Source organism: Acidimicrobiales bacterium (genome assembly GCA_035540975.1).
Lineage (GTDB): Bacteria > Actinomycetota > Acidimicrobiia > Acidimicrobiales.
In genome coordinates this window covers 1-19,000 of the sequence record DATLFN010000048.1, presented here as the reverse complement: position 1 = coordinate 19,000, position 19,000 = coordinate 1, and the positions used below count along the sequence as shown (strand labels likewise).

Sequence of the window (19,000 nt, the reverse complement as noted above, 5' to 3'; positions counted from 1 at the left end):
GCACGTCACCGACCGGTTCTGCATAGCCCGATCGGCTCATTTGCCGGCGCCGTCGTGGGCCCCCGTGGCCCGACCGGGGGGTAGGTGGCCCGGCCGTGACCAGCCCGATCGGGCCACGCGGAAAGGGCCCGCCAGCGCCATCCAGACCGCCGTTTGCCCTGCCGAAGAACCCTTTGGCCGATCCCTGGCTCCCGAACCGCAACGGAGGACGCATGGCCCGCAACCGTTCCACCGCTCTCATCGCCGTCGGCGCCGCCGTGTTCGTCGTCGGTGCCGCCCTCACCTTCCTGCTGGTGCGGGACGACGGCGGCCAGAGCGAGGGCAAGGTGACCGCCGCCGCCCCCTCGGGCGGCGTGGCCACGGTGCCCGCCGCCTCGACCGGCTCGGCGCCCACCGTCGCCGTGCCGAACGGCAAGGAGGGGGTCGCCGTCCAGGTCCCCGCCATCGCCGGGCTCGCCGGCTACGCCAAGGCCGGCGACCGGGTCAACGTCTACGGGACCTTCAAGGACCGCCAGCCCAACTCGGCGGCCAAGGGCGTGCCCGCCACCAAGCTGATCATCGCCGACGCCGAGGTGCTGGCCGTCACCGGGCCGGCCGCCGGCGCCGAGGGTGGCAACACGACCTACCTCCTGGCCGTGAACCCGGGTGCCGCCGAGCAGGTCATCTACCTCGCCTCGTTCGAGGGCCTCTGGCTGTCGCTGACGCCGGAGAACGCTCCCGGCCTCCCGGCCACCCCCGGTCGCACCACGCAGAACATCGCGTGAGCGGGCAGGGGCAGATGCGCAACCCCAAGATCCTCGTCCTCGACCGCAGCGGGGCCCTCGCCGAGCAGCTGGAGCGGGTGCTCGGCGACCTCCGCCCCCGGCCGGAGATCACGACGGCCACCCGGGTCGGCGTGGTCGCCGAGGTGCTGAGCGCCGACGGGCCGTTCGACGTGCTGGTGGCCGGGCCGAGCCTGGCCACCCGTACGGGGCTGGCCCGCCTCGAGGTGATCCACGACGAGCTCCCGGACATGGAGCTGCTGCTGGCGTTCGGCCGCCGGCCCGACGCCGCCCTGCGCGACATCGTCCGCACGGGCGCCGTGGACCTGGTCCAGCTGCCGGCCGACGACGAGGCGCTCAAGGACAGCCTCAACCGCATCCTCGACATGGTGAGGAAGAAGTCCGCGGCGACGGCGCCGGCGCCCGTCCCGGGGGTCGCCAACGGCACCCGGGACCACCTGGGCAAGGTCTTCACGATGTCGTCGGCGACGGGTGGCTGCGGCAAGACCTTCATCGCCACCAACCTGGCCTTCCTGCTCGGCCACTACACCGGCAAGCGGGCCTGCATCATCGACCTCGACCTCCAGTTCGGGGAGGTCTCGACCGCCCTGCGGCTGCGGCCCAGGTTCACCATCTCCGACGCCCTCCAGCGCGAAGACGCCGACGAGGCCGACCTGGAGGCGCACCTCGAGGAGTACATGGTCACCCACGAGTCCGGGATCGCCGTGCTGGCGGCGCCCAAGGACCCCGCCGAGGCCGACCGGATCGACCCTCTGGACGTGGGCAGGATCATCACCGCCGCCCGCAAGCGCTTCGACTACGTCGTCGTGGACACGCCCTCGGCGCTGAACGAGATCGTGCTGGCCGCCTTCGACCTGTCGGACACGCTCTTCACCATGGCGACCTTGGACCTGCCCAGCGTCCGCAACATGGGCGTCTTCCTGAGCGCCCTGGAGCGCCTGAAGATCCCGAGCGACAACATCAAGCTCCTGCTGAACAAGGCGGAGACCGACGTCGGCATCGATGTCGCCCAGATCACCCGGCTCTTCCCCCAGGGGTTCACGGCCGTCCTCCCGTACTCCAAGGAGGTCAGCCGCTCCATCAACCTGGGCGTGCCGGTGCTCGCGTCGTCGCCCGGCGCCCCCATCAGCAAGCTGATCCTGCAGGGCTTCGGCACGTTCCTCCCGGCCGGCGACCGGCCGCCCGCCATGGCCACCGCCGCCGAGCCCCCCGCCGACAACGGGCGTCGCGGTCGACGCCTGTTCCGCCGCCAGCCCGCCGCTCAGGTCCACTAGGAGGCCCCGTGAAGCTCTCGGAAAGGCTCGCCGCGCTCGAGGAGCAGGAGCGCAAGGAGGAGGCCAAGGCCGACATCAACACCCGCCCCGCCCGCCGCCGGGGCTCGGCCGGCGCGAACGGTGCCAAACCCAAACCCAAGCGGGACAACTCCTCGTGGGAGGAGTCGAAGCGCAAGGTGCGCACCCTGGTGCTGGCCGAGGTCGCTCCCAAGATGGGCAAGCTGAAGGGCGACGCCCTCACGGCCGAGCTCAAGGCCGCCCTGGACCGCATCCTGCAGCGCCAGGAGGTCCAGGTGTCGCCCCTGGAACGCCGCAAGTTCGTCCAGGAGGTGATCCAGGACACGCTTGGCTACGGGCCCCTGGACCCGCTCCTCCAGGACGTCACCGTGACCGAGATCATGTGCAACGCCTTCGACGAGATCTGGGTCGAGCGCGACGGGCGCATCGAGCCCACCGAGCTGGCGTTCACCGACGACGTCCAGTACCGCCAGGTGATCGAGAAGATCGTCTCGGCCGTGGGCCGGCGCATCGACGAGAGCTCGCCCATGGTGGACGCCCGCCTCCCCGACGGCAGCCGCGTCAACGCCATCATCCCGCCGCTCGCCATCCACGGCTCGGTCCTGACCATCCGGAAGTTCGCCGCCGACCCGTACACCGTCAAGGACCTCATCAACTTCGGGGCCTACACACTCGACCTCGCCGTGCTGCTGGAGGCGTGCGTCCGGGGCAAGCTCAACATCCTCGTCTCGGGCGGCACGGGTACCGGCAAGACGACCAACCTCAACGTGCTCTCGTCCTTCGTCCCCGAAGGCGAGCGCATCGTCACCATCGAGGACTCGGCCGAGCTCCAGCTCCAGCAGCCCCACGTCATCAACCTGGAGTCCCGCCCGCCCAACGCCGAGGGCGTGGGTGAGGTGCGCATCCGGGACCTGGTGAAGAACTCGCTGCGCATGCGGCCCGACCGCATCATCGTCGGCGAGGTCCGCGGCGCCGAGGCCCTCGACATGCTCCAAGCCATGAACACCGGCCACGAGGGGTCGATGACGACCGTCCACGCCAACAGCCCGCGGGACGCCCTCAGCCGCCTCGAGACCATGGTCCTGATGTCGGGCTTCGAGCTTCCCATGCGGGCGATCCGCGAGCAGGTCAACGCCGCCCTGGACGTCATCATGCAGGTCGACCGCCGGCCCGACGGGCGCCGCGTCGTGACGGCCGTCACCGAGGTCCAGGGCATGGAGGGCGACATCATCCTCCTCCAGGACATCTTCCGCTGGCAGCCGGGCGTCGGCGCCAACGGCAGACCGGGCGGCGAGCTGGTGCCCACCGGCCTGCGGCCCAAGTTCATCGACAAGCTGGCGGCCGCCGGCATCGAGATCCCGGCCAAGGTGTTCCAGTCGAAGTCGGGCCGCGTCGCCTCCGCCGGCGAGCGCCCCGGGCGGATGCGGGTCCCCCGGGCCCGCGAGCTGGCAGAGCTGGAGCGGGCCCGATGAGCGCCGCCGTCGTCGCCATCCTCGTCGGCTTCGGCATCGCCTTCGTGGTCGTCGGCGTGCTCCTGCGCACCCGCGAGCGCGACCAGGCGCTGGCCGACATCCTCGACCTGCCCTACGGCGAGCGCGACGTGCCCGTCGACGCCGTGACCGAGAGCCACAGCCTGTTCCACACCGGGGCGGTCAGCGTCGCCGGCCGCGTGGTCGGACAGTTCGACGCCAAGGGCTCCCTCGCCCGCACCCTCGAGCGGGCCCGCATCCCGCTGAAGCCCGGCGAGTACGTGATCGTCGTGGGCGCAGGGGCCATCGTGGCCGGCGCCCTGCTGGGCGTGATCACCGCCTCGATCGTCCTCGGCGTGGTCGGCGCCCTGGGCGCCGTGGGCGCCGGCGCTGGCGTGCCCCGCGTCAAGATCACCAAGCGGCGCCAGGCATTCGAGGCCCAGCTCCCCGAGGCCCTGTCCCTGATCGCCTCGTCGCTGTCCGCCGGCCACACCTTCCTGCGAGCCATCCAGATGATGACGCAGGAGGCCGAGGACCCCATCGCCGAGGAGTTCGGGCGGGTGATCTCGGAGACCCGCCTGGGCGACCCGGTGGTCGACGCCCTGGAGCGCATGGCCGTGCGGCTGGAGGTGGAGGACCTCAAGTGGGTGGTCCAGGCCATCCGCGTCCAGCAGACGGTCGGCGGCAAGCTGGCCGACATCCTCCACACCCTGGCGGACTTCATCCGCAGCCGGGAAGAGGTGCGGCGGGAGGTCAAGGTCCTCACCGCCGAGGGTCGCATCTCGGCCTGGGTCCTCGGGGCGCTGCCCGTCGGCCTGCTCCTGGCCATCCAGCTGATGAACCCCGGCTACGCGGCGCCCTTCTACCGCGGGTGGGGGCTGGCCGTCCTCGCCGGTACCGGCCTGTCCATCGCAGCCGGCGTTGCAGTCATCCTCCGCATGGTCAAGATCGAGGTGTGACGTGACCCTTCCTGTGCTCCTCGCCGTCGGCCTCGCCTTGGGCGGCATCGCCGCCGTCCTGGCCGGGGTGTCCCAGCGGCGCCTGGCATCCGATCCGTCGGCCTATCTCGCCGAGCTGGACAACGACGTGTTCGACGAGAGCGACGCCGACACGTTCACCCGGCGCATGCACCTGCCGTTCCTGGCCCGGGTGATGCGCCCACTGGGTAGCGGTGTCCTCGACCGGGTCACACGCCTCACGCCCCGCAACCACGTCCTGAAGGTCCACCGCCAGCTGCTGCAGAGCGGTCTCAGCACGTCGATCAAAGCCGAGGAGTTCGTCACCGGTCAGGTCGTCGCCACCGCCCTGGGGCTCGTCGCGGCGATGGTGACCCTGTCGTTCTTCACCCTTTCGACGGGCAAGGCGGTGCTGGTGATGGTGCTGCTGCCGGGCATCGGCGCCCTCCTGCCGTCCAGCTGGCTGGCCCGCAAGGTCCAGGAGCGCAAGGACGCCATCCTCAACGAGCTCCCCGACGTCGTCGACCTCCTCGCCATCTCGGTGGAGGCCGGCGTCGGCTTCGAGGGGGCGCTCGAGATCGTGTGCCAGCACTTCGACTCACCGCTGGCCCAGGAGCTGTCCCGCACGCTCAAGGAGATGGAGCTCGGCCTGCCCCGGCGGGAGGCGCTCCAGAACCTGAAGCGCCGCACCGAGGTCCCCGACCTGTCGAACTTCGTCCTGGCCCTCACCCAGGCGGACGCCCTGGGGATGCCGATCGGGCGCATCCTGCACACCCAGGCCGGCGAGATGCGCAACAAGCGGCGGGCCCGGGCCCGGGAGAAGGCGGCCCGCCTGCCGGTGAAGATCCTCTTCCCGCTGGTGGTGTTCATCTTCCCGGCCGTGCTCGTCGTGATCCTGGGGCCGGCCATGCAGTCGGTAGCCCAGTCGCTCTGATGACCTGAAGCCCGGGTTCGATTCACGGTGGGCGGCGGGCGGAACGAGGACCTCGCCGGAGTGCCCTGCACCCTGCGCGTGCGCGACCGATGCCGCGGGAATCGCTCAGGTCTCGGCCCAATCTGCCGATATGCACCCACGTGAGCGAGGACGACCGCCGCCCGCCGGGACGGCTGGGCCAGCAGTTCGATCCCGTCCTCACCGCAGCCCGCTCGGGCGCCGGCTGGGCGGCGGGACGACTGTGGGCCTCCGTCGGCGCCCAGGTGGCCGGCTACCTGCGCGCCCAGGGGGCGCCCGAGCCCGACGACCTGGCCAGCGAGGTGTTCATCGGGGTCCTGCGCAGCCTGGGGTCGTTCTCCGGCGACGAGGAGCGGTTCCGCTCCTGGGTCTTCACCATCGCCCACCGCCGCCTCGTCGACGAGCGCCGCCGGCTGGCCCGGCGCCCGCCCGCTTCCCCGCTCGACGACGACGAACGTGGCGGAGCGTCGCCCTCCGCCAGCGCCGAAGACGAGGCGCTCCGGCGCCTGAGCGAGGAACGGGTCCGGCGGGTGTGCGAGCGGCTGGTGCCCGACCAGCGCGACGTGTTGCTGCTGCGCCTCGTCGGCGGGCTCACCTCGGAGGAAGTGGCCGCCGCCCTGGGCAAGTCGCCGGGCGCCGTACGGGCCCTCCAGCGCCGGGGCGTGGCCAGCCTGCGGAGGATTTTCGAGCAGGAGGGCGTACCACGGTGAGCGACGCCGTCGATTACGACCCCGAGATGATCCGACGCACCCACATCGACGACGCCGCCTTCGAGGCGCACCTCACCGGCAACGACGCCGGAGAGCTGCCCGCGCTGGCGGCGTTCGCCGAGGACCTGCGCACCATGACGAGCGGGCCGGGTCCGGCCCCCTCGGCGCAGCTGGCGGCGATGATTGCCGAGGGCTTCTCCACCGAACAAGGCGACCTGCCGGCGACGGCAGCGAGCAACGTCCCCGGGCCTGCGCCGCAGGCGGCCGGACTACCGAAGTGGAGGAAGAGGAAGATGATTGAGTTCATTGCAGGGCTGAGCGTGGCCGCCAAGGCGGCCTTCGGCATTTCCATGGCGGCGGCCAGCGTGACGGCCGCCGGGGCGGCGGGCGCGCTGCCCGAGCCGGCCCAGAACGCGGTGTCCGCCGCCGTCGAGGCGGTGACCCCGTTCTCGTTCCCCGACAAGGCCTCCGACAAGGCGGACTTCGGCGGGCGCGTGAGCACCGACGCCACCGACGGGGGCGTCGACGGCAGGACGGTGGCCGAGGACGCCAAGAACAACGGCGAAGATGACGGCGACGGCGACGGCAGCCGCCCGGCGGCCCCGGGTCAGAACGGCCTCGACCAGGCCAACACCACCCCGGCCGCCGGCCACGTCCCCTCGTCGGTCCCCGCCGGCAAGCCGGCCACCGCCGGCACCCAGGGCTCCACCGGCACCGACACCGCCGCCGGCACCCCCGCCGCCGGGCACCTGCCCGAGGCCGTCCCCGCCGGCCCGCCGAGCGAGACGCCGCCCTCCGACGCCGGCTCCGAGAGCTCCACGGGAACCGACACGGCCACGCAGACCCCGGCCGCCGACTACGTGCCGAGCTCCATCCCCGCCGGGCCTCCCGCCGGCCGCCCGTAGTCCGAGCGCTTCAGCGAGCGAGGCCCGCAGCGGTCGCTGCGGGCCTCGCCGCGTCTTCACTCCCGGCGCGGCCGAGGAGACTGGTGTCAAACGGGTCGGCCGCTGACGCGGCCGAACGGCTCGGGTGGCCTGAGCAGCGGTTTCTCGGCCGCCCCGTCACCGTCCGGCAGGAGGAGCCGGGTTCGACACCAGTCTCCGACTCCCCTGGCGGCGCCGGTCACCCGGCGCCCCCGAAGCGTCAGAGCCCCTGGCGCTCGACCACCATCTCGGCCACCTTGCGGCCGAGGTCGAGGCTGACGGAGTCGAAGTCCCAGTGGATGCCGGCCATCTGGCGTGACCGCGCCTGCTCCTCGGCCCGGGCCCGGAACCGGGCCGCGTCCGACGGGAAGAGCGCCGACATCACCCCCTCGACGGCCCCCGCGTACCCGGCGCTGCCGGACGGGTACGCCGGGAACCGGGGCGTGGGCAGGGGCGGCGTCCACCCGGGGACGATCCCGGCGTCGCTGATCGCCGGCTCCGGCCGGGGGTACCAGTAGACGTACTTGGCGTCCCACACGCCGCCGCCGGCGTCGGCCATGGCGATGTTGACCAGCGCGAACACGCGCGCCGTCTCCGGTACGCCCAGACGGAGCTTGCGCACGTCCTCGAGCACCACCTGGTTCAGGATGCCCGCCGGCAGCGGCGTGCCCTCGGCACCCTCCCAGAACTTGGCGATGCGTCGTTGCTCGTCGGTGAGCGACCCGGTGATGGCGAGCAGGCTGTCCACCGACTTCCGGAACCCCTCCGAGCCGAACGGCGGTGGCGGCGGGCTCATCGACCGCAGCTGGCTGCCCGACGTGAGGACCCACGTCTTCCAGGTGCCCGCCAACGGCTGGATCGGCGGAGAGACCGTCCCCGGCGGCGGCTCCCAGTACTGCGGGCCTCGGCCGATGCCGGGCGGGCGCCGGCCGTCCCACACGACGTCCGAGCCGTCGGCGTCGGCCTTGGCGATCACCGCGTCGGCGACGGCCAGGCCCAGGGCCAGGCCGGCGTCGACGTCGCTGCGGGTGTTGACGCCCGCCTCCACCCTCGACTGGGCGGCCTCGTCGGCCATCTCCTCCAGCCGGAGCGCCGGCTTGTCCGGGTACAGGTGGGCGAGCACCCTCGACGCCGCCGCGGCTATGGCGGCGTGCTCCGACGGGTACGACGGCACGTCGCCGGCGTCGACCAGCGGCTCGGCGCCCTCGGGCGCCGGCCGCTCGTACCGGGCCTTCCAGTGGTACGCCGCCACCAGCGCGTCGTACATGGCCACGTGGGTGTAGGCGAGGTTCCGCGACGACATGGGCGGGTCCTTGGCCCGTGACGCGATGTACTCGTTGTTGACGACCGTCCACGGCTCGGTGGCGACCGGCCCGTTCCACCGCGCCACCCGGGCCATCACCTCGGGCGTCCGCCTGGTGGCCAGGTCCTCCACCTCCCGCAGCTCCGCCTCCCGCTCGGGGGACCCCTCGGCCGGGGGCGGCGGCACCTCGATGCGGTCGGGACCGGTCAGCACCCAGGTGGGCCACCCGGCGACCTCGTCCACCGACGCCGCCGAGGTGGCGGTGGCCGCCGTGGTCGACGTGGCCGACTCGTCGCCGCCGCCGCACCCGGCTGCCACGCCGGCCAGGGCGAGCACGACGACCAGCGCGCCGACGCGCCGCGCGCCGCGCACGACGGCGCTCCCGCGGTCCGCTCCCATCTCGTCCCCCTGCCCCTGCTCGCTCGGTCCCGCCCGGACGTTATACGCCGCCGACCACATAGTGACAATGGTCGTCCACGCGGCGGGCGGCCCGTACGGGCGTTGCTAGAGTCGCCGTCACCGGCAAGGAGCGTGGTGTGCGTATCGCATTCGTGGGCAAGGGCGGCGTGGGGAAGTCGGCCATCGCCGGCACGTTCTGCCGGGCGCTGGCCCGGCGCGGGGACCCGGTCCTCGCCATCGACTCCGACCCCCTGCCCGGCCTCGCCTTCTCGCTGGGCCTGGAGATCTCCGACGCCCCCCTCCCCGACGAGGCGATCGAGGAGCGGCCAGAGGGGGAGCGCCCCCGCTGGCAGCTGGCCACCGGGCTCACCGCCGCCGACGCCATCGACCGCTACGCGGCGGTCGCCCCCGACGGCGTCCGCTTCCTCCAGTTCGGGAAGCACCGCGGCGACACGCGCTCGCTGTTCAAGTCCCAGGTCGCCTTCCGCCAGATCCTCCGCGAGCTGCCCGACGACCGCTGGAACGTGGTGGGCGACCTGCCCGGCGGCACCCGCCAGGCCTTCACCGGCTGGGGCGACTACGCCCGCACCGTCCTGATCGTGGTGGAGCCCACGGCCAAGTCGCTGCTCACCGCCCGCCGGCTGTCGCGGCTCTCGCTGGACGAGGAGCACCCCCGCCGGGTCGTGGCCGTCGCCAACAAGGTCCGGGAGGAAGGCGACGTCGAGCTGATCGCCCGGCGGACCGGCCTCGAGGTCGTCGGCGCCGTGCCGTGGGACGAGGCGCTGGCGGAGGCGGAGGAGAAGATGGCGGCGCCCATCGACCTGGCGCCCGATTCAGCCGCCGTACAGGCGGTAGAATCCCTGGTCGACCAGATGAGCGAGGAGCGCATCGCATGAGGGTTGCCGTCGTCGGAAAGGGCGGGTCGGGGAAGACCACCACCTCCGCCGTGGTCGCCCGCACGCTGGCCCGTCACGGGCTGTCGGTCGTCGCGCTGGACTGCGACTCGAACCCCAACCTGGGCATCTCCCTCGGTGTGGGCGACTTCGAGACCGAGCGGCTGGTCGGCATGCGGGAGGGGCTGGACGAGGGCGGCGAGGAGCACGCGCCCGGCTGGGACGACCTCATCTCCCGCTTCGGCTCGGACGCCCCCGACGGCGTGCGCCTGGCGGTGGTCACCCGCATCGACAACCCCGAACCAGGCTGACTCTGATGCGGGCTGTCTCCCGAGCAGTTGCTCGGGTCCGTTGATTTCCAGGACGTCACCGTGATCGCCGATCTGGAGGCGGGCATCGGCACGCTCACCCGCCTGGGCGACCAGCGGGTCGACGCCGTGCTGGTCGTGGTCGAGCCGACCCCGAAGTCGATCGAGGTGGGCCAGCGGGCCGTGGTGCTGGCCAAGGAGAAGCAGCTGGGCCGCATCGTGGTCGTGGCCAGCCGCATCCGCGGCGACGCCGACCTGGCCACCATGGAGGAGCACTTCCCGGACGTCGAGATCGTCGCGATCCCCGACGACCCCGCCATCGTCGAGGCCGACCGCAAGGGCGTCGCCCCCCTCGACCTCGCCCCCGAGGCCCCCGCCGTCCAAGCCCTCTGCAACCTGGCCAGAAGCCTCCTCCCCGTCCCCGCGTAGAGCGAGGCGAGCCGAGCGAAGCAAAGGCAAGGGCAGAGCAGTCGCCAACGCGACCGAACGGGCCAGGAGGCCGGCGGCCGCCGGACGCCGCCGCAGGCGGCCCCCCGGCTGCCGGCCGAGAACGAGGTGACAGCGAGAAGGGCGCCGGCTCCGCCGGCGCCCTTCTCCCCACCGGACTCGCCGAGCAGCCTCCGGCTGCGACGGCGAAACCTACGCGGTCGAGTTCCGCGCCTGGATGAGGTGGAAGAGGAGGAGCAGCTGGGTGAGCGCCAGCGGCTCGCTGCGGGGGCCGCCCGGCTCGAGCTCGCCCAGGGTGTCGGGCAGCGGCTCCGCCACGCCGAGCTGGTCCCAGATGGCCTGCTTCACCTTCTCGGTGACCTCGGGGTCCGCGTAGGCGTGGATGTGGACGGCGTCGACCGGCTTGCCGTCGTCGTCGCGGGTCAGCTTCATGTGGATGGCCTTGCTCACGTCCTCGGTGAGGATGCTGGCCAGGTCGGGGTGCGGCGCCGTGGGCCGGAGCAGCAGGGTGGCGCTGAGCGGGTCGTCCGCCGACTCGCCGCGCTCCTCGATCGGCGCGAAGCGAACGACGATGTCGGCGTGGGCCCGCTGGGGACGGATGAACTCGGCCGACTCGGGCTCCCGCTTCTCCAGGTCGGCCCGCACCTGCTCCTCGGTGTAGCCCCGCTTGGACGTGTCCCGCTTGATCTTCCAGTCGTAGCGGATCTCCTCGGGCGGGTCCAGGTACACGCCGATGTCGAAGCACGCCCGCGACAGCTTGGAGTGCAGAGGGAGCAGGCCCTCGATGATCACGTAGTCCCGGGGCTCGATCAGGATCGGGCGGGTCAGCGTGCCGTTGCTGTGGTCGTACACCGGCTGGAGGATGGGCTGGCCCAGGGCGATCAGCTGGAGGTGCTGCTCCATCACCTCGACGTAGTTGCAGTCGGGGTGGAGCGGCGTGAACGGCTTGTCCTTGCGCTCCTCGCGGTCGAAGCGGTGGTAGTGGTCGGTGCAGATCGACGTGCAGTGCAAGACGCCCAACGCGGCGACCAGGCCCTGGGTGAGGGTGGTCTTGCCGGCGGCGCTGTCGCCGGCGATGGCCAGCATGGCCGGCCGGCTGCGGCTGTTGCCGTTGTCACGCTGCCAGGCTCGTTGGATGGCGATCTGCTTGTCGGGCATCGGGTCGACCTCGGGGGTTGGGTACGGGCGGGGACGGGACGGGAAAGGAAAGGGCGTTACTCGACGCCGGGGCAGGCCTGGCGAGCGCGCTCGCGAATCTCCGACACGGCGTGCTCCAGGCCTTCGGGGTCCTTGTAGAGGGCGCTGCCGGCGATGAGGGCGCGGGCACCGGCCCTGGCCGCGCCGGCCACCGTCTTGGCGCTGATCCCGCCGTCGACCTCCAGCTCCACGTAGTGGTCGGCGTTGCGCAGGAGGGCGGCCGCCTCGGCGATCTTGGGCTCCATCGTGGCGATGTAGTCCTGGCCGCCGAAGCCCGGGTTGACGGTCATCACCAGGAGGAGGTCCAGCAGGTCGACGACGTGCCTGACCGCCTCGATGGGCGTCGCCGGGTTCAGGGCGACGGCCGCCTTCGCCCCCATCTCGCGGATCGAGGCCAGGGTCCGGTGCAGGTGGGTGGCCGCCTCGGCGTGGACGATGACCAGCTCGCAGCCCGCCTCCACCCACGTCGAGAGCATCCGGTCGGGCTCGACGATCATGAGGTGGGCCTCGAAGGGGACCTCCACCCACGACCGGACCGACTTGATGACGTCCGGCCCGAACGTCAGGTTGGGCACGAACACCCCGTCCATGACGTCGAACTGAACGCGGTCGACGCCCGCCTTCTCGAGGGCGACGAGCTCCTCGCCCAGCCGGGCGAAGTCGGACGGCAGGACCGACGGGATGATGCTGAATCGCTCGTTCGCAGACGCGGAGGGTGAAGACATGATCACTCGATCCTAGGCAAGGGACCCGTCGCCGGTCCTCCCCCGCGGCGGGGAACCGCAGAGGGAGACCGGCCCACGCCACGCGTAGGCTTGGACCGATGGTGGACGCGGCGGCTGTCGGGAGGACCGCCCCGATGCGCGTCGTGCTGGTGGACGACCACCAGATGGTCCTCGACGGTCTGGCCGCCATGCTGCGGCCCCATGCCGCCCGCATCGAGATCGTCGGCCAGACGACCACGGCCGCCGCCGCCGCCGACCTGGTGGCATCGCTGCAGCCCGACCTCGTCCTCCTCGACGTGCGCCTGAAGGGGGCCAGCGGCCTCGACCTGTGCCAGGACCTGCTCACCCGCCTTCCCGACGTGCGGGTGGTGTTCCTCACGGTCTACGACGACGAGCAGTACCTGTTCCAGGCCCTGCGGGCCGGGGCATCGGGGTTCCTCCTCAAACGCGTCACCGGCCAGGAGCTGGTCGGCCACCTGGAGCGGGTGATGGACGGCGAGATCGCCATCGACCCGGCGCTGATGGGCCGGGTCGCCCTGTCCGCCGCCAAGCTGCACAGCGGGGAGTACTGGCCCGGCGCCCACCTCGGCCTCACCCACCGGGAGAGCGAGGTGCTCGAGCAGATGGTGCGGGGGCTCTCGCATCGCGCCGTGGCGCGCACGCTCCTGATGGGCGAGGAGACGGTGAAGACGCACGCCCGCGCCATCTACCGCAAGCTCGGCGTGGCCGACCGCGCCCAGGCCATCGCCGCCGCCCTCCGCGAGGGGCTGTTCCACTGACGGCCGGCGGAGCGGCCGAGGCCCAGGCGGGTGAGGCGGCCGCCGTCCACCCGGCGGACGACCACCAGCGGCTGGCCTGGGTCGGGCTCCTGCGGCGCATCATCGAGATCACCGCCGAGGACCTCGACCTCCGGGAGGTCGTGCGCCGGGTCGCCGCCCTCATCGTGGAGGCGACGGCGGCGGACGTGTGCTTCGTGCACCTGGTCGACGAGGAGCGGACCTGCCTGGTCCTCACCGGCGCCACCCCGCCGTTCGACGAGCTGGCCGGCACCATCGAGCTCGCCATCGGGGAAGGGGTGGCCGGCTGGGTGGCCGAGCACGGCCAGCCCCTGGTCGTCGAGGACAAGTGGCAGGACCCCCGCTACAAGTACATCCCGGCCCTGCGGGGCGAGGACTACGCGTCGCTGGTGTCGTTGCCCATGGTGCGCCGCGGCCGCCACGTCGTGGGCGTGGTGAACGTCCACTCCAAGGAGCGCCGCCACGTCTCGGCCGAGGAGCTGGCCGTGCTGAGCGACGTCGCCGGCCTCCTCGCCGGCATCGTCGACAACGCCCGCCTGTACTCCCGGCTGGCGGAGCGGGAGGCCGAGCTGGAGCGCTTCGCCGCCGGCACGATCGAGCTCCAGGAGCTCGAGCGGCGGCGGGTGGCGGCCGACGTCCACGACGGGATCAGCCAGCGCCTGGTCAGCCTCTGGTACCACCTCTCCGCCGCCGAGGAAAACCTGGCGTCGAACCCCTCCCAGGTCGCCGCCGAGCTCGCCTCGGCCAAGGAGCTCACCACCGCCGCCCTCGAGGAGGCGCGGCGCACGATCGTGGGGCTGCGCCCCGCCGTGCTCGACGACCTCGGCCTCGGGCCCGGCCTGGAGAGCCTGGCCGCCACCCTCCCCGGGGTGAGCGCGGTGGTCGAGGTCGAGGCGTGCGACGTCCCCGCCCACGTGGAGACGGCGCTGTTCCGGATCGCCCAGGAGGCGCTCCAGAACGTGGCCAAGCACTCGGCCGCCACCTCGGTCCACGTGGCGCTCACGGCCACCGCCTCGGGCGCCCGCCTGGTGGTGGCGGACGACGGCCGCGGCTTCGACGTCGAGCGCGAGGCGCGCCGCGCCGACGCCTACGGCCTGGCCGGGATGTCCGAGCGCGCCGCGCTGGTGGGTGCGCGCGTCACCGTCGCCTCGACGCCCGGCGAGGGGACCACCGTGACCGTCGACGTGCCCCGCGGCAACGGCTCGTGACCGGTGGTGCGACGGAGCCCCCGCCTCGGCGGGGGCTCCGGGTGCTCGTACGCGTGCCGGTCGCCTAGGCGGCGGCGAAGCTGCCCGACGTCGCCTGGCTGTTGTCCTTCGACCGCTGGTACAGCGCCGTCTGGCCGGCCTCGTTGTTGGACGCCTCGCCCTTCCACGCCTTGAGGGCGTCGTCCTGGAGGGCACGGCCGTAGGAGAAGCTCAGCTGCCAGGGATGGGGGCCGAGCTTGTTCATGGCGTTGAGGTGGAGGGTCGCCACGTCGGCGCTCTGGCCACCCGACAGGAAGGCGATGCCGGGCACCGCCGCCGGGACGGTCTCCCGGAGGAGCTTGACGGTCTTCTCGGCGACCTCCTCGACGCCCGCCTGGGTCGGGCACTTCTTGCCCGAGATGGCCATGTTGGGCTTGAGGATCATGCCGTCGAGCCGGACGCGGTGGAGCCGCAGGGCGTTGAACACCGCCACGTGCGCCGCCTTGGTGACCTCGTAGCAGGTGTCGATGTCGTTCTCCCAGTCCATGAGGACCTCGGGCTCGACGATCGGCACCAGGCCGCCCTCCTGGCAGATGGACGCGTACCGGGCCAGCGCGTGGGCGTTGGCCTCGATGCAGTAGTCGGTGGGGATGCCGTCGCCGATGGTGATGACGGCCCGCCACTTGGCGAACTTGGCGCCGAGCGACACGTACTCCTTCACCCGGTCGGGAAGGCCGTCGAGCCCCTCGGTGATCTTCTCCTCCGGTGAGAACGGCAACGGCTTGGCGCCCGTGTCGACCTTGATGCCCGGGAGGATGCCGAGGCCCTCGAGGAGCTTGGGGAACGGCACGCCGTCGGTGCTGGACTGACGGAGCGTCTCGTCGTAGAGGATCACGCCGCTCACGAACTCCTCGAGTCCGGGGGTCGTGAGGAGCATCTGTCGGTAGTCGCGGCGGCTGTCGAAGGTGGAGTCGACACCGATGGCCTCGAAGCGCTTGGTGATGGTCCCGGAGCTCTCGTCCGCGGCAAGAATGCCCTTGCCGGGCGCCACCATGGCCCGGGCCACGGCGTTCAGATCGTTCGCACTGATGGTCGTCGTCCTCCTCGTGTGTCTCCTGCGCGGAATCCTACGAGCCGGTCCCGTCCGTGTCACCTTCTCGGCGACAGCGGCTGGCGGAGGGTGAATCGCTCGGCCCCGTCGCCTGCTATACCGATGTGCTCGAGCATGAGCCTCGCCGTCGGGTCCAGCTCCCCCCCCGCCCGGCCGACGAGGTGCCACTCGCGGCGCAGCGGGAGGCGCCCGTGGCGCCACTCCTGGAGCGTTCCCGCCTCGAGCTCGCCGGCCGCGGCGTCCCGCGAGATCAGCGTGATGCCGAGCCCGACGGCGACGCTCTCGAGGATGGCGCCGTTGGAGCCGACGGTGAGGACGCGGGGGTCGAGCTCCAGTTCGCGGAGGAGCTCCTCGGTCGTCCCCCGGGTCCCCGATCCCTGCTCGCGGAGCAGCCAGGTGGCGCGGGCGAGCTCGTCCAGGGAGACGTGGCGGACGGGCTCCCCCGCGCCGGGCTCGGCGGGCGCCACGACGACGAGGTGGTTCGGCCGGGTGGCGAGGGTGGCGAAGGGCTCGCCGGCCGGCGGGCGGCCGCCGATGGCGAGGTCGACCTGGCGGGCGGCCAGCAGGCCCCACACCCGGCGCCGGTTCCCGACCTCCAGCACCACGCCGGCCTCGGGGTACCGGCGCCGGAAGGAGGCGAGGAGGCGGGGCACGATGCGCTCGCCGGCGGTGGTGACGGCCGCCAGGCGGACCCGCCCCCGTTCGGGGTGGTCGTGCCCGGCGGCGGCGTTGACGGCCTCGTCGAGGAGGCCGAGGGCCTGGCGGGCGTAGCGGGCGAACGCCAGCCCGGCCGGGGTGAGCCGCAGGCCGCGCCCCTCGCGGGCGACCAACGGGACCCCGATCTCGGCGGCGAGCGAGGCCAGGGCCGACGACACGGCCGGCTGCGTCACCACCAGCCGCTCGGCGGCGCCCCGGACGGACCCGGCGTCGGCCACGGCCAGGAAGGTTCGCAGCTGCCCCAGGGTCATGCCCGGATATATATCAGGCTTTCATATCGGCCACGGGCCAATCGTGAACGGACCGATGATGAAACCAGTGGGCCTGCCCCGATCGCCGGGAACCGTCTCACGGCACGGCCTGAAGCCCGCGCCCGCCCGCGTGCGCGCCGCCGCCGACGTCAGCGGAGCAGGCGGGCGAGCGTGGCGTGGTCGAGCACGCCGGTGCAGCCGGTGTCACGGCGGTCGGCCACCACGGTGGCCGGACGCCCCGGCTCGCCGAAGCCGTCGAGCACGAGGTCGGCGGCACCGAGGTCGTGGTCGGCCGTGTACGCGTTCACGACCACGGCGCACCGCAGGCCGGCGCCGGTCGCCGACTCCAGGCCTTCCGCCGAGTCCTCGACGGCGACGACCGACGCCGGGGCGACGCCCAGCAGCTCGACGGCCCGCGAGAACGCCTCGGGGTCCGGCTTGCGGGCGGACACCTCGTCCCCGGCGACGGTCACCGCGAACTCCACGCCCGGCGCGCACTTCTCGAGCACGTTGCCCACCCATCCCCGGCTGCCCGTGGTGGCGACGGCCAGGGCCACGCCGGCCCCCGCCAGCTCGCCCAGCAGTCGGGTGGCACCCGGGCGCGCCTGCACCCGCCCCTCGGCGATCAGCTCCTTCATGACCGCCGTCTTGCGATCGTGGAGCTCCGCCGCCAGGTCCGCCCGCTCCGCCTCCCCCACCCCGTGGCGGGCCAGGTACTGCTCGATGCGGCGGCGGCCCCCGGTGGTGCGCAGGAGCTGCCCGTACTCCTCCTCGTCCCACCGGTAGGGCAGGCCGAACTCCTCGAAGGCCAGGTTGAACGCCACCCGGTGCCCGTGGCGCTCGCTGTCCACCAGCGTGCCGTCCACGTCGAACACCACGGCCTCGAGGCGCGCCGGGGCGGCGCCACCGGCCGACGTCGGGCTCAATCGGCGATCGCCGATGTCAAGACGGCGGGCCCCCGACCGGCGGTGGCCCGCCCGGGAACAGGTCGTCCCAGTCGCCGGCGGCGGCGGCACGGAGGTCGGCGAACGCCTCGTCGATGTCGGCACCCCACAGGTCCCACAGCGACGTGCGCAACCCGAGCACCTGGATGGCGACGGGGGCGGCGAGCAGGGTCTCCCCGTCGAGGAACCCGATGCCCTCGGCGGTCAGGGCGTCCTGGAACGCCTGGCGGGCCGGCACCAGCTCGCCGGGCAGGTCGACCCGCACGAGGAAGGAGCGGCGACCGATCCGCAGGCCGAGAGCCCGGTCGCCCCCCGCCACCAGAGCGGTCCCCTCCATGTGGAACTGGGGAGACCAGACCGCCGCCGGCTCGTCCCGCAGGAACGCGGCGAGCACGGCGGCGTCGTCGACCCGGTCGCCGGCGGGCTCCCCGTACGGAGGGAGGAGCCCGCCGGTCACCGGTTCGGTGCTAACGGCCCAGGCGCTCCGCCCGGGCGGCCGCGTCCTCGAGGCCGGCGGCCACGGACGCGAGGTTGGAGTTGAGGCGGTCGGCCGCCGGGCCGATCACGTGGCACTGCGTCTCGACGGCGCGGACGCCGAAGGTGATCTTGGCCAGCGTCCGGTTGACGCTCACCAGCTGACCGGTGATCCGGTTGAGGAAGAACCCGAGGACGGCCACGAACAGCACGATCTCGAGGACGGTGAGGAAGATGCGCAGGGTCATGTCAACGCCCGCCCTTCGCCGCCAGGAGGTCGGAATGTCGACGGACCTCGTTGCCCAGCTCCTCGGCGCGAACCGCCGTCTGCTGGAGCATCCAGGTGGTCGCCGTGTTGGCGGCCAGACGGGTGGCGGTGTCCCACACGTCCTTCAGGTTGCGGTCGATGTCGTCGACGAAGCTCACGAGGAGCGACAGGAGGACGATGACGGCGACGATCACGACGGCACCCATGCCGAGGGTGATCCACCAGAACGTCACGTGCTCCGACTGGAGCGCCAGCAGTGCGCCGATCACCGTCCACCTCCGAGCACAGCCCGAGCCGCCTCCGCATCACGGATGATGAGGTTGAGCTCCTCGTTGACCTTGTCGACCTCCCACAGCGGCAGCGTGTTCACCCGGCCCTCGTCCAGCGCGGCCGTGATCTGCTCGGCCTGGACGCCGATCCGCCGGGCCAGGCCCAGGATCATGCCAGCGAGGATGACCACGACCGTGATGACCACCAGTGCGATCACGAAGCCGATGTACCAGCCGGTGAGTACGGCTTCTCCGCCGTCCATGCGATCCCCCTTCTGTTTGGGTGCTGATTCACCATAGTCTTTTTACAGCTAGGTGGTCAATGCACATGTGCGGCGGAAATCGGGCCGGACGGGGGCGGGCGCCGGGCGGAGCGGCGCGCTGGTCACGGGCGCCAGCATCCCACGACGGCGCCGCCGCGTCGAGGCCTCCGACGGGACCCGCGGCGAACGCGACGGCCCGCGCCGAGCAGGGTACGGTGGCAGGGTGATCGCCCGTGTCTGAGCTCCGTCCGCCCGGCTCCCGCAGCGACGCCGACGCCTCCGCCCCGGAGGCTGCCGGATCGCCGCCCGACGGCGCGGGCGAAGCCGGAGCCGCTCCTCCGCCCCCCGACGCTGCGCCTCCTC

Annotated in this window: 22 protein-coding genes; 12 read left to right on the top strand and 10 right to left on the bottom strand. The window is 72.7% G+C overall.

The annotated features are described in order from the left end of the window. Window positions 1-212: 212 nt before the first annotated feature. From VM242_05955 to VM242_05925, 7 genes are all read left to right on the top strand, one after another. Window positions 213-764, top strand: a complete 552-nt coding sequence (locus tag VM242_05955; GenBank protein ID HVM04696.1) for an RcpC/CpaB family pilus assembly protein — start codon at window positions 213-215, stop codon at window positions 762-764. Then, a complete protein-coding gene (locus VM242_05950) occupies window positions 761-2,056 on the top strand; it encodes an AAA family ATPase (GenBank protein HVM04695.1) in 1,296 nt (431 codons plus the stop codon). Before VM242_05955 ends, VM242_05950 begins: the two co-directional genes overlap by 4 nt. 8 nt (window positions 2,057-2,064) lie before the next feature. Then, complete coding sequence (locus VM242_05945; protein ID HVM04694.1) at window positions 2,065-3,546, top strand: CpaF family protein; 1,482 nt, start codon at window positions 2,065-2,067, stop codon at window positions 3,544-3,546. After that, entirely contained in the window at window positions 3,543-4,502 is a 960-nt protein-coding gene (locus tag VM242_05940) for a type II secretion system F family protein (GenBank protein HVM04693.1), read from the top strand. The genes VM242_05945 and VM242_05940 overlap by 4 nt, the downstream gene beginning before the upstream one ends. 1 nt (window position 4,503) lies before the next feature. After that, on the top strand, window positions 4,504-5,433 hold the full coding sequence (locus tag VM242_05935) for a type II secretion system F family protein (GenBank protein HVM04692.1): 930 nt from the start codon (window positions 4,504-4,506) through the stop codon (window positions 5,431-5,433). Window positions 5,434-5,573: 140 nt separating this feature from the next. Beyond that, window positions 5,574-6,161: a sigma-70 family RNA polymerase sigma factor gene (locus VM242_05930; GenBank protein HVM04691.1), complete on the top strand. Its 588-nt coding sequence runs from the start codon at window positions 5,574-5,576 to the stop codon at window positions 6,159-6,161. Further along, on the top strand, window positions 6,158-7,066 hold the full coding sequence (locus VM242_05925; protein HVM04690.1) for a hypothetical protein: 909 nt from the start codon (window positions 6,158-6,160) through the stop codon (window positions 7,064-7,066). Before VM242_05930 ends, VM242_05925 begins: the two co-directional genes overlap by 4 nt. A 238-nt stretch (window positions 7,067-7,304) precedes the next feature. Here VM242_05925 and VM242_05920 read toward each other — a convergent pair whose 3' ends face one another. Further along, entirely contained in the window at window positions 7,305-8,786 is a 1,482-nt protein-coding gene (locus tag VM242_05920) for a hypothetical protein (protein HVM04689.1), read from the bottom strand. 137 nt (window positions 8,787-8,923) lie between these two features. Between VM242_05920 and VM242_05915 the strand changes: the two genes are divergently transcribed. From VM242_05915 to VM242_05905, 3 genes are read left to right on the top strand one after another with little or no spacing between them, the layout of a single operon-like run. Next, window positions 8,924-9,682: an ArsA-related P-loop ATPase gene (locus VM242_05915; protein ID HVM04688.1), complete on the top strand. Its 759-nt coding sequence runs from the start codon at window positions 8,924-8,926 to the stop codon at window positions 9,680-9,682. After that, entirely contained in the window at window positions 9,679-9,990 is a 312-nt protein-coding gene (locus VM242_05910; GenBank protein ID HVM04687.1) for an AAA family ATPase, read from the top strand. The genes VM242_05915 and VM242_05910 overlap by 4 nt, the downstream gene beginning before the upstream one ends. A gap of 60 nt (window positions 9,991-10,050) precedes the next feature. Continuing rightward, the gene (locus VM242_05905) at window positions 10,051-10,416 is read left to right on the top strand and encodes a hypothetical protein (GenBank protein ID HVM04686.1); all 366 of its coding nucleotides are present in this window, start codon (window positions 10,051-10,053) and stop codon (window positions 10,414-10,416) included. A gap of 210 nt (window positions 10,417-10,626) precedes the next feature. Here VM242_05905 and VM242_05900 read toward each other — a convergent pair whose 3' ends face one another. Further along, a complete protein-coding gene (locus tag VM242_05900; protein ID HVM04685.1) occupies window positions 10,627-11,592 on the bottom strand; it encodes a phosphoribulokinase in 966 nt (321 codons plus the stop codon). A 56-nt stretch (window positions 11,593-11,648) separates the two neighbouring features. Further along, on the bottom strand, window positions 11,649-12,356 hold the full coding sequence (gene rpe / locus VM242_05895) for a ribulose-phosphate 3-epimerase (protein ID HVM04684.1): 708 nt from the start codon (window positions 12,354-12,356) through the stop codon (window positions 11,649-11,651). 134 nt (window positions 12,357-12,490) lie between these two features. On the opposite strand from rpe, the gene VM242_05890 reads away from it, so the two are divergent. Further along, window positions 12,491-13,135, top strand: coding sequence for a response regulator transcription factor (locus tag VM242_05890; protein HVM04683.1), 645 nt, complete (start codon window positions 12,491-12,493; stop codon window positions 13,133-13,135). Then, on the top strand, window positions 13,132-14,361 hold the full coding sequence (locus tag VM242_05885) for a GAF domain-containing protein (protein HVM04682.1): 1,230 nt from the start codon (window positions 13,132-13,134) through the stop codon (window positions 14,359-14,361). The genes VM242_05890 and VM242_05885 overlap by 4 nt, the downstream gene beginning before the upstream one ends. 64 nt (window positions 14,362-14,425) lie before the next feature. Here VM242_05885 and VM242_05880 read toward each other — a convergent pair whose 3' ends face one another. The 7 genes from VM242_05880 to VM242_05850 all read right to left on the bottom strand — a co-directional run bounded on the left by VM242_05880 (window position 14,426) and on the right by VM242_05850 (window position 18,637). Then, a complete protein-coding gene (locus VM242_05880) occupies window positions 14,426-15,406 on the bottom strand; it encodes a class I fructose-bisphosphate aldolase (GenBank protein ID HVM04681.1) in 981 nt (326 codons plus the stop codon). An 83-nt stretch (window positions 15,407-15,489) separates the two neighbouring features. Beyond that, window positions 15,490-16,419: a LysR family transcriptional regulator gene (locus tag VM242_05875; protein ID HVM04680.1), complete on the bottom strand. Its 930-nt coding sequence runs from the start codon at window positions 16,417-16,419 to the stop codon at window positions 15,490-15,492. A 149-nt stretch (window positions 16,420-16,568) separates the two neighbouring features. Further along, window positions 16,569-17,345, bottom strand: a complete 777-nt coding sequence (locus tag VM242_05870; protein ID HVM04679.1) for an HAD-IA family hydrolase — start codon at window positions 17,343-17,345, stop codon at window positions 16,569-16,571. A 16-nt stretch (window positions 17,346-17,361) separates the two neighbouring features. Next, a complete protein-coding gene (locus tag VM242_05865) occupies window positions 17,362-17,820 on the bottom strand; it encodes a hypothetical protein (GenBank protein HVM04678.1) in 459 nt (152 codons plus the stop codon). Between the two features lie 10 nt (window positions 17,821-17,830). Next, window positions 17,831-18,085: a hypothetical protein gene (locus VM242_05860; protein ID HVM04677.1), complete on the bottom strand. Its 255-nt coding sequence runs from the start codon at window positions 18,083-18,085 to the stop codon at window positions 17,831-17,833. Between the two features lies 1 nt (window position 18,086). After that, window positions 18,087-18,374, bottom strand: coding sequence for a hypothetical protein (locus VM242_05855; protein HVM04676.1), 288 nt, complete (start codon window positions 18,372-18,374; stop codon window positions 18,087-18,089). Then, a complete protein-coding gene (locus VM242_05850; protein HVM04675.1) occupies window positions 18,371-18,637 on the bottom strand; it encodes a hypothetical protein in 267 nt (88 codons plus the stop codon). The genes VM242_05855 and VM242_05850 overlap by 4 nt, the downstream gene beginning before the upstream one ends. Between the last annotated feature and the right edge of the window lie 363 nt (window positions 18,638-19,000).

Excerpts from the sequence above, each read along its gene's own strand:
- VM242_05890 (HVM04683.1), top strand. The coding sequence starts at position 12,491 with ATGCGCGTCGTGCTGGTGGACGACCACCAGATGGTCCTCGACGGTCTG.
- VM242_05955 (HVM04696.1), top strand. The coding sequence starts at position 213 with ATGGCCCGCAACCGTTCCACCGCTCTCATCGCCGTCGGCGCCGCCGTG.
- VM242_05920 (HVM04689.1), bottom strand. The coding sequence starts at position 8,786 with ATGGGAGCGGACCGCGGGAGCGCCGTCGTGCGCGGCGCGCGGCGCGTC.
- VM242_05850 (HVM04675.1), bottom strand. The coding sequence starts at position 18,637 with ATGGACGGCGGAGAAGCCGTACTCACCGGCTGGTACATCGGCTTCGTG.
- VM242_05875 (HVM04680.1), bottom strand. The coding sequence starts at position 16,419 with ATGACCCTGGGGCAGCTGCGAACCTTCCTGGCCGTGGCCGACGCCGGG.
- VM242_05900 (HVM04685.1), bottom strand. The coding sequence starts at position 11,592 with ATGCCCGACAAGCAGATCGCCATCCAACGAGCCTGGCAGCGTGACAAC.
- VM242_05860 (HVM04677.1), bottom strand. The coding sequence starts at position 18,085 with ATGACCCTGCGCATCTTCCTCACCGTCCTCGAGATCGTGCTGTTCGTG.
- VM242_05940 (HVM04693.1), top strand. The coding sequence starts at position 3,543 with ATGAGCGCCGCCGTCGTCGCCATCCTCGTCGGCTTCGGCATCGCCTTC.
- rpe (HVM04684.1), bottom strand. The coding sequence starts at position 12,356 with ATGTCTTCACCCTCCGCGTCTGCGAACGAGCGATTCAGCATCATCCCG.
- VM242_05910 (HVM04687.1), top strand. The coding sequence starts at position 9,679 with ATGAGGGTTGCCGTCGTCGGAAAGGGCGGGTCGGGGAAGACCACCACC.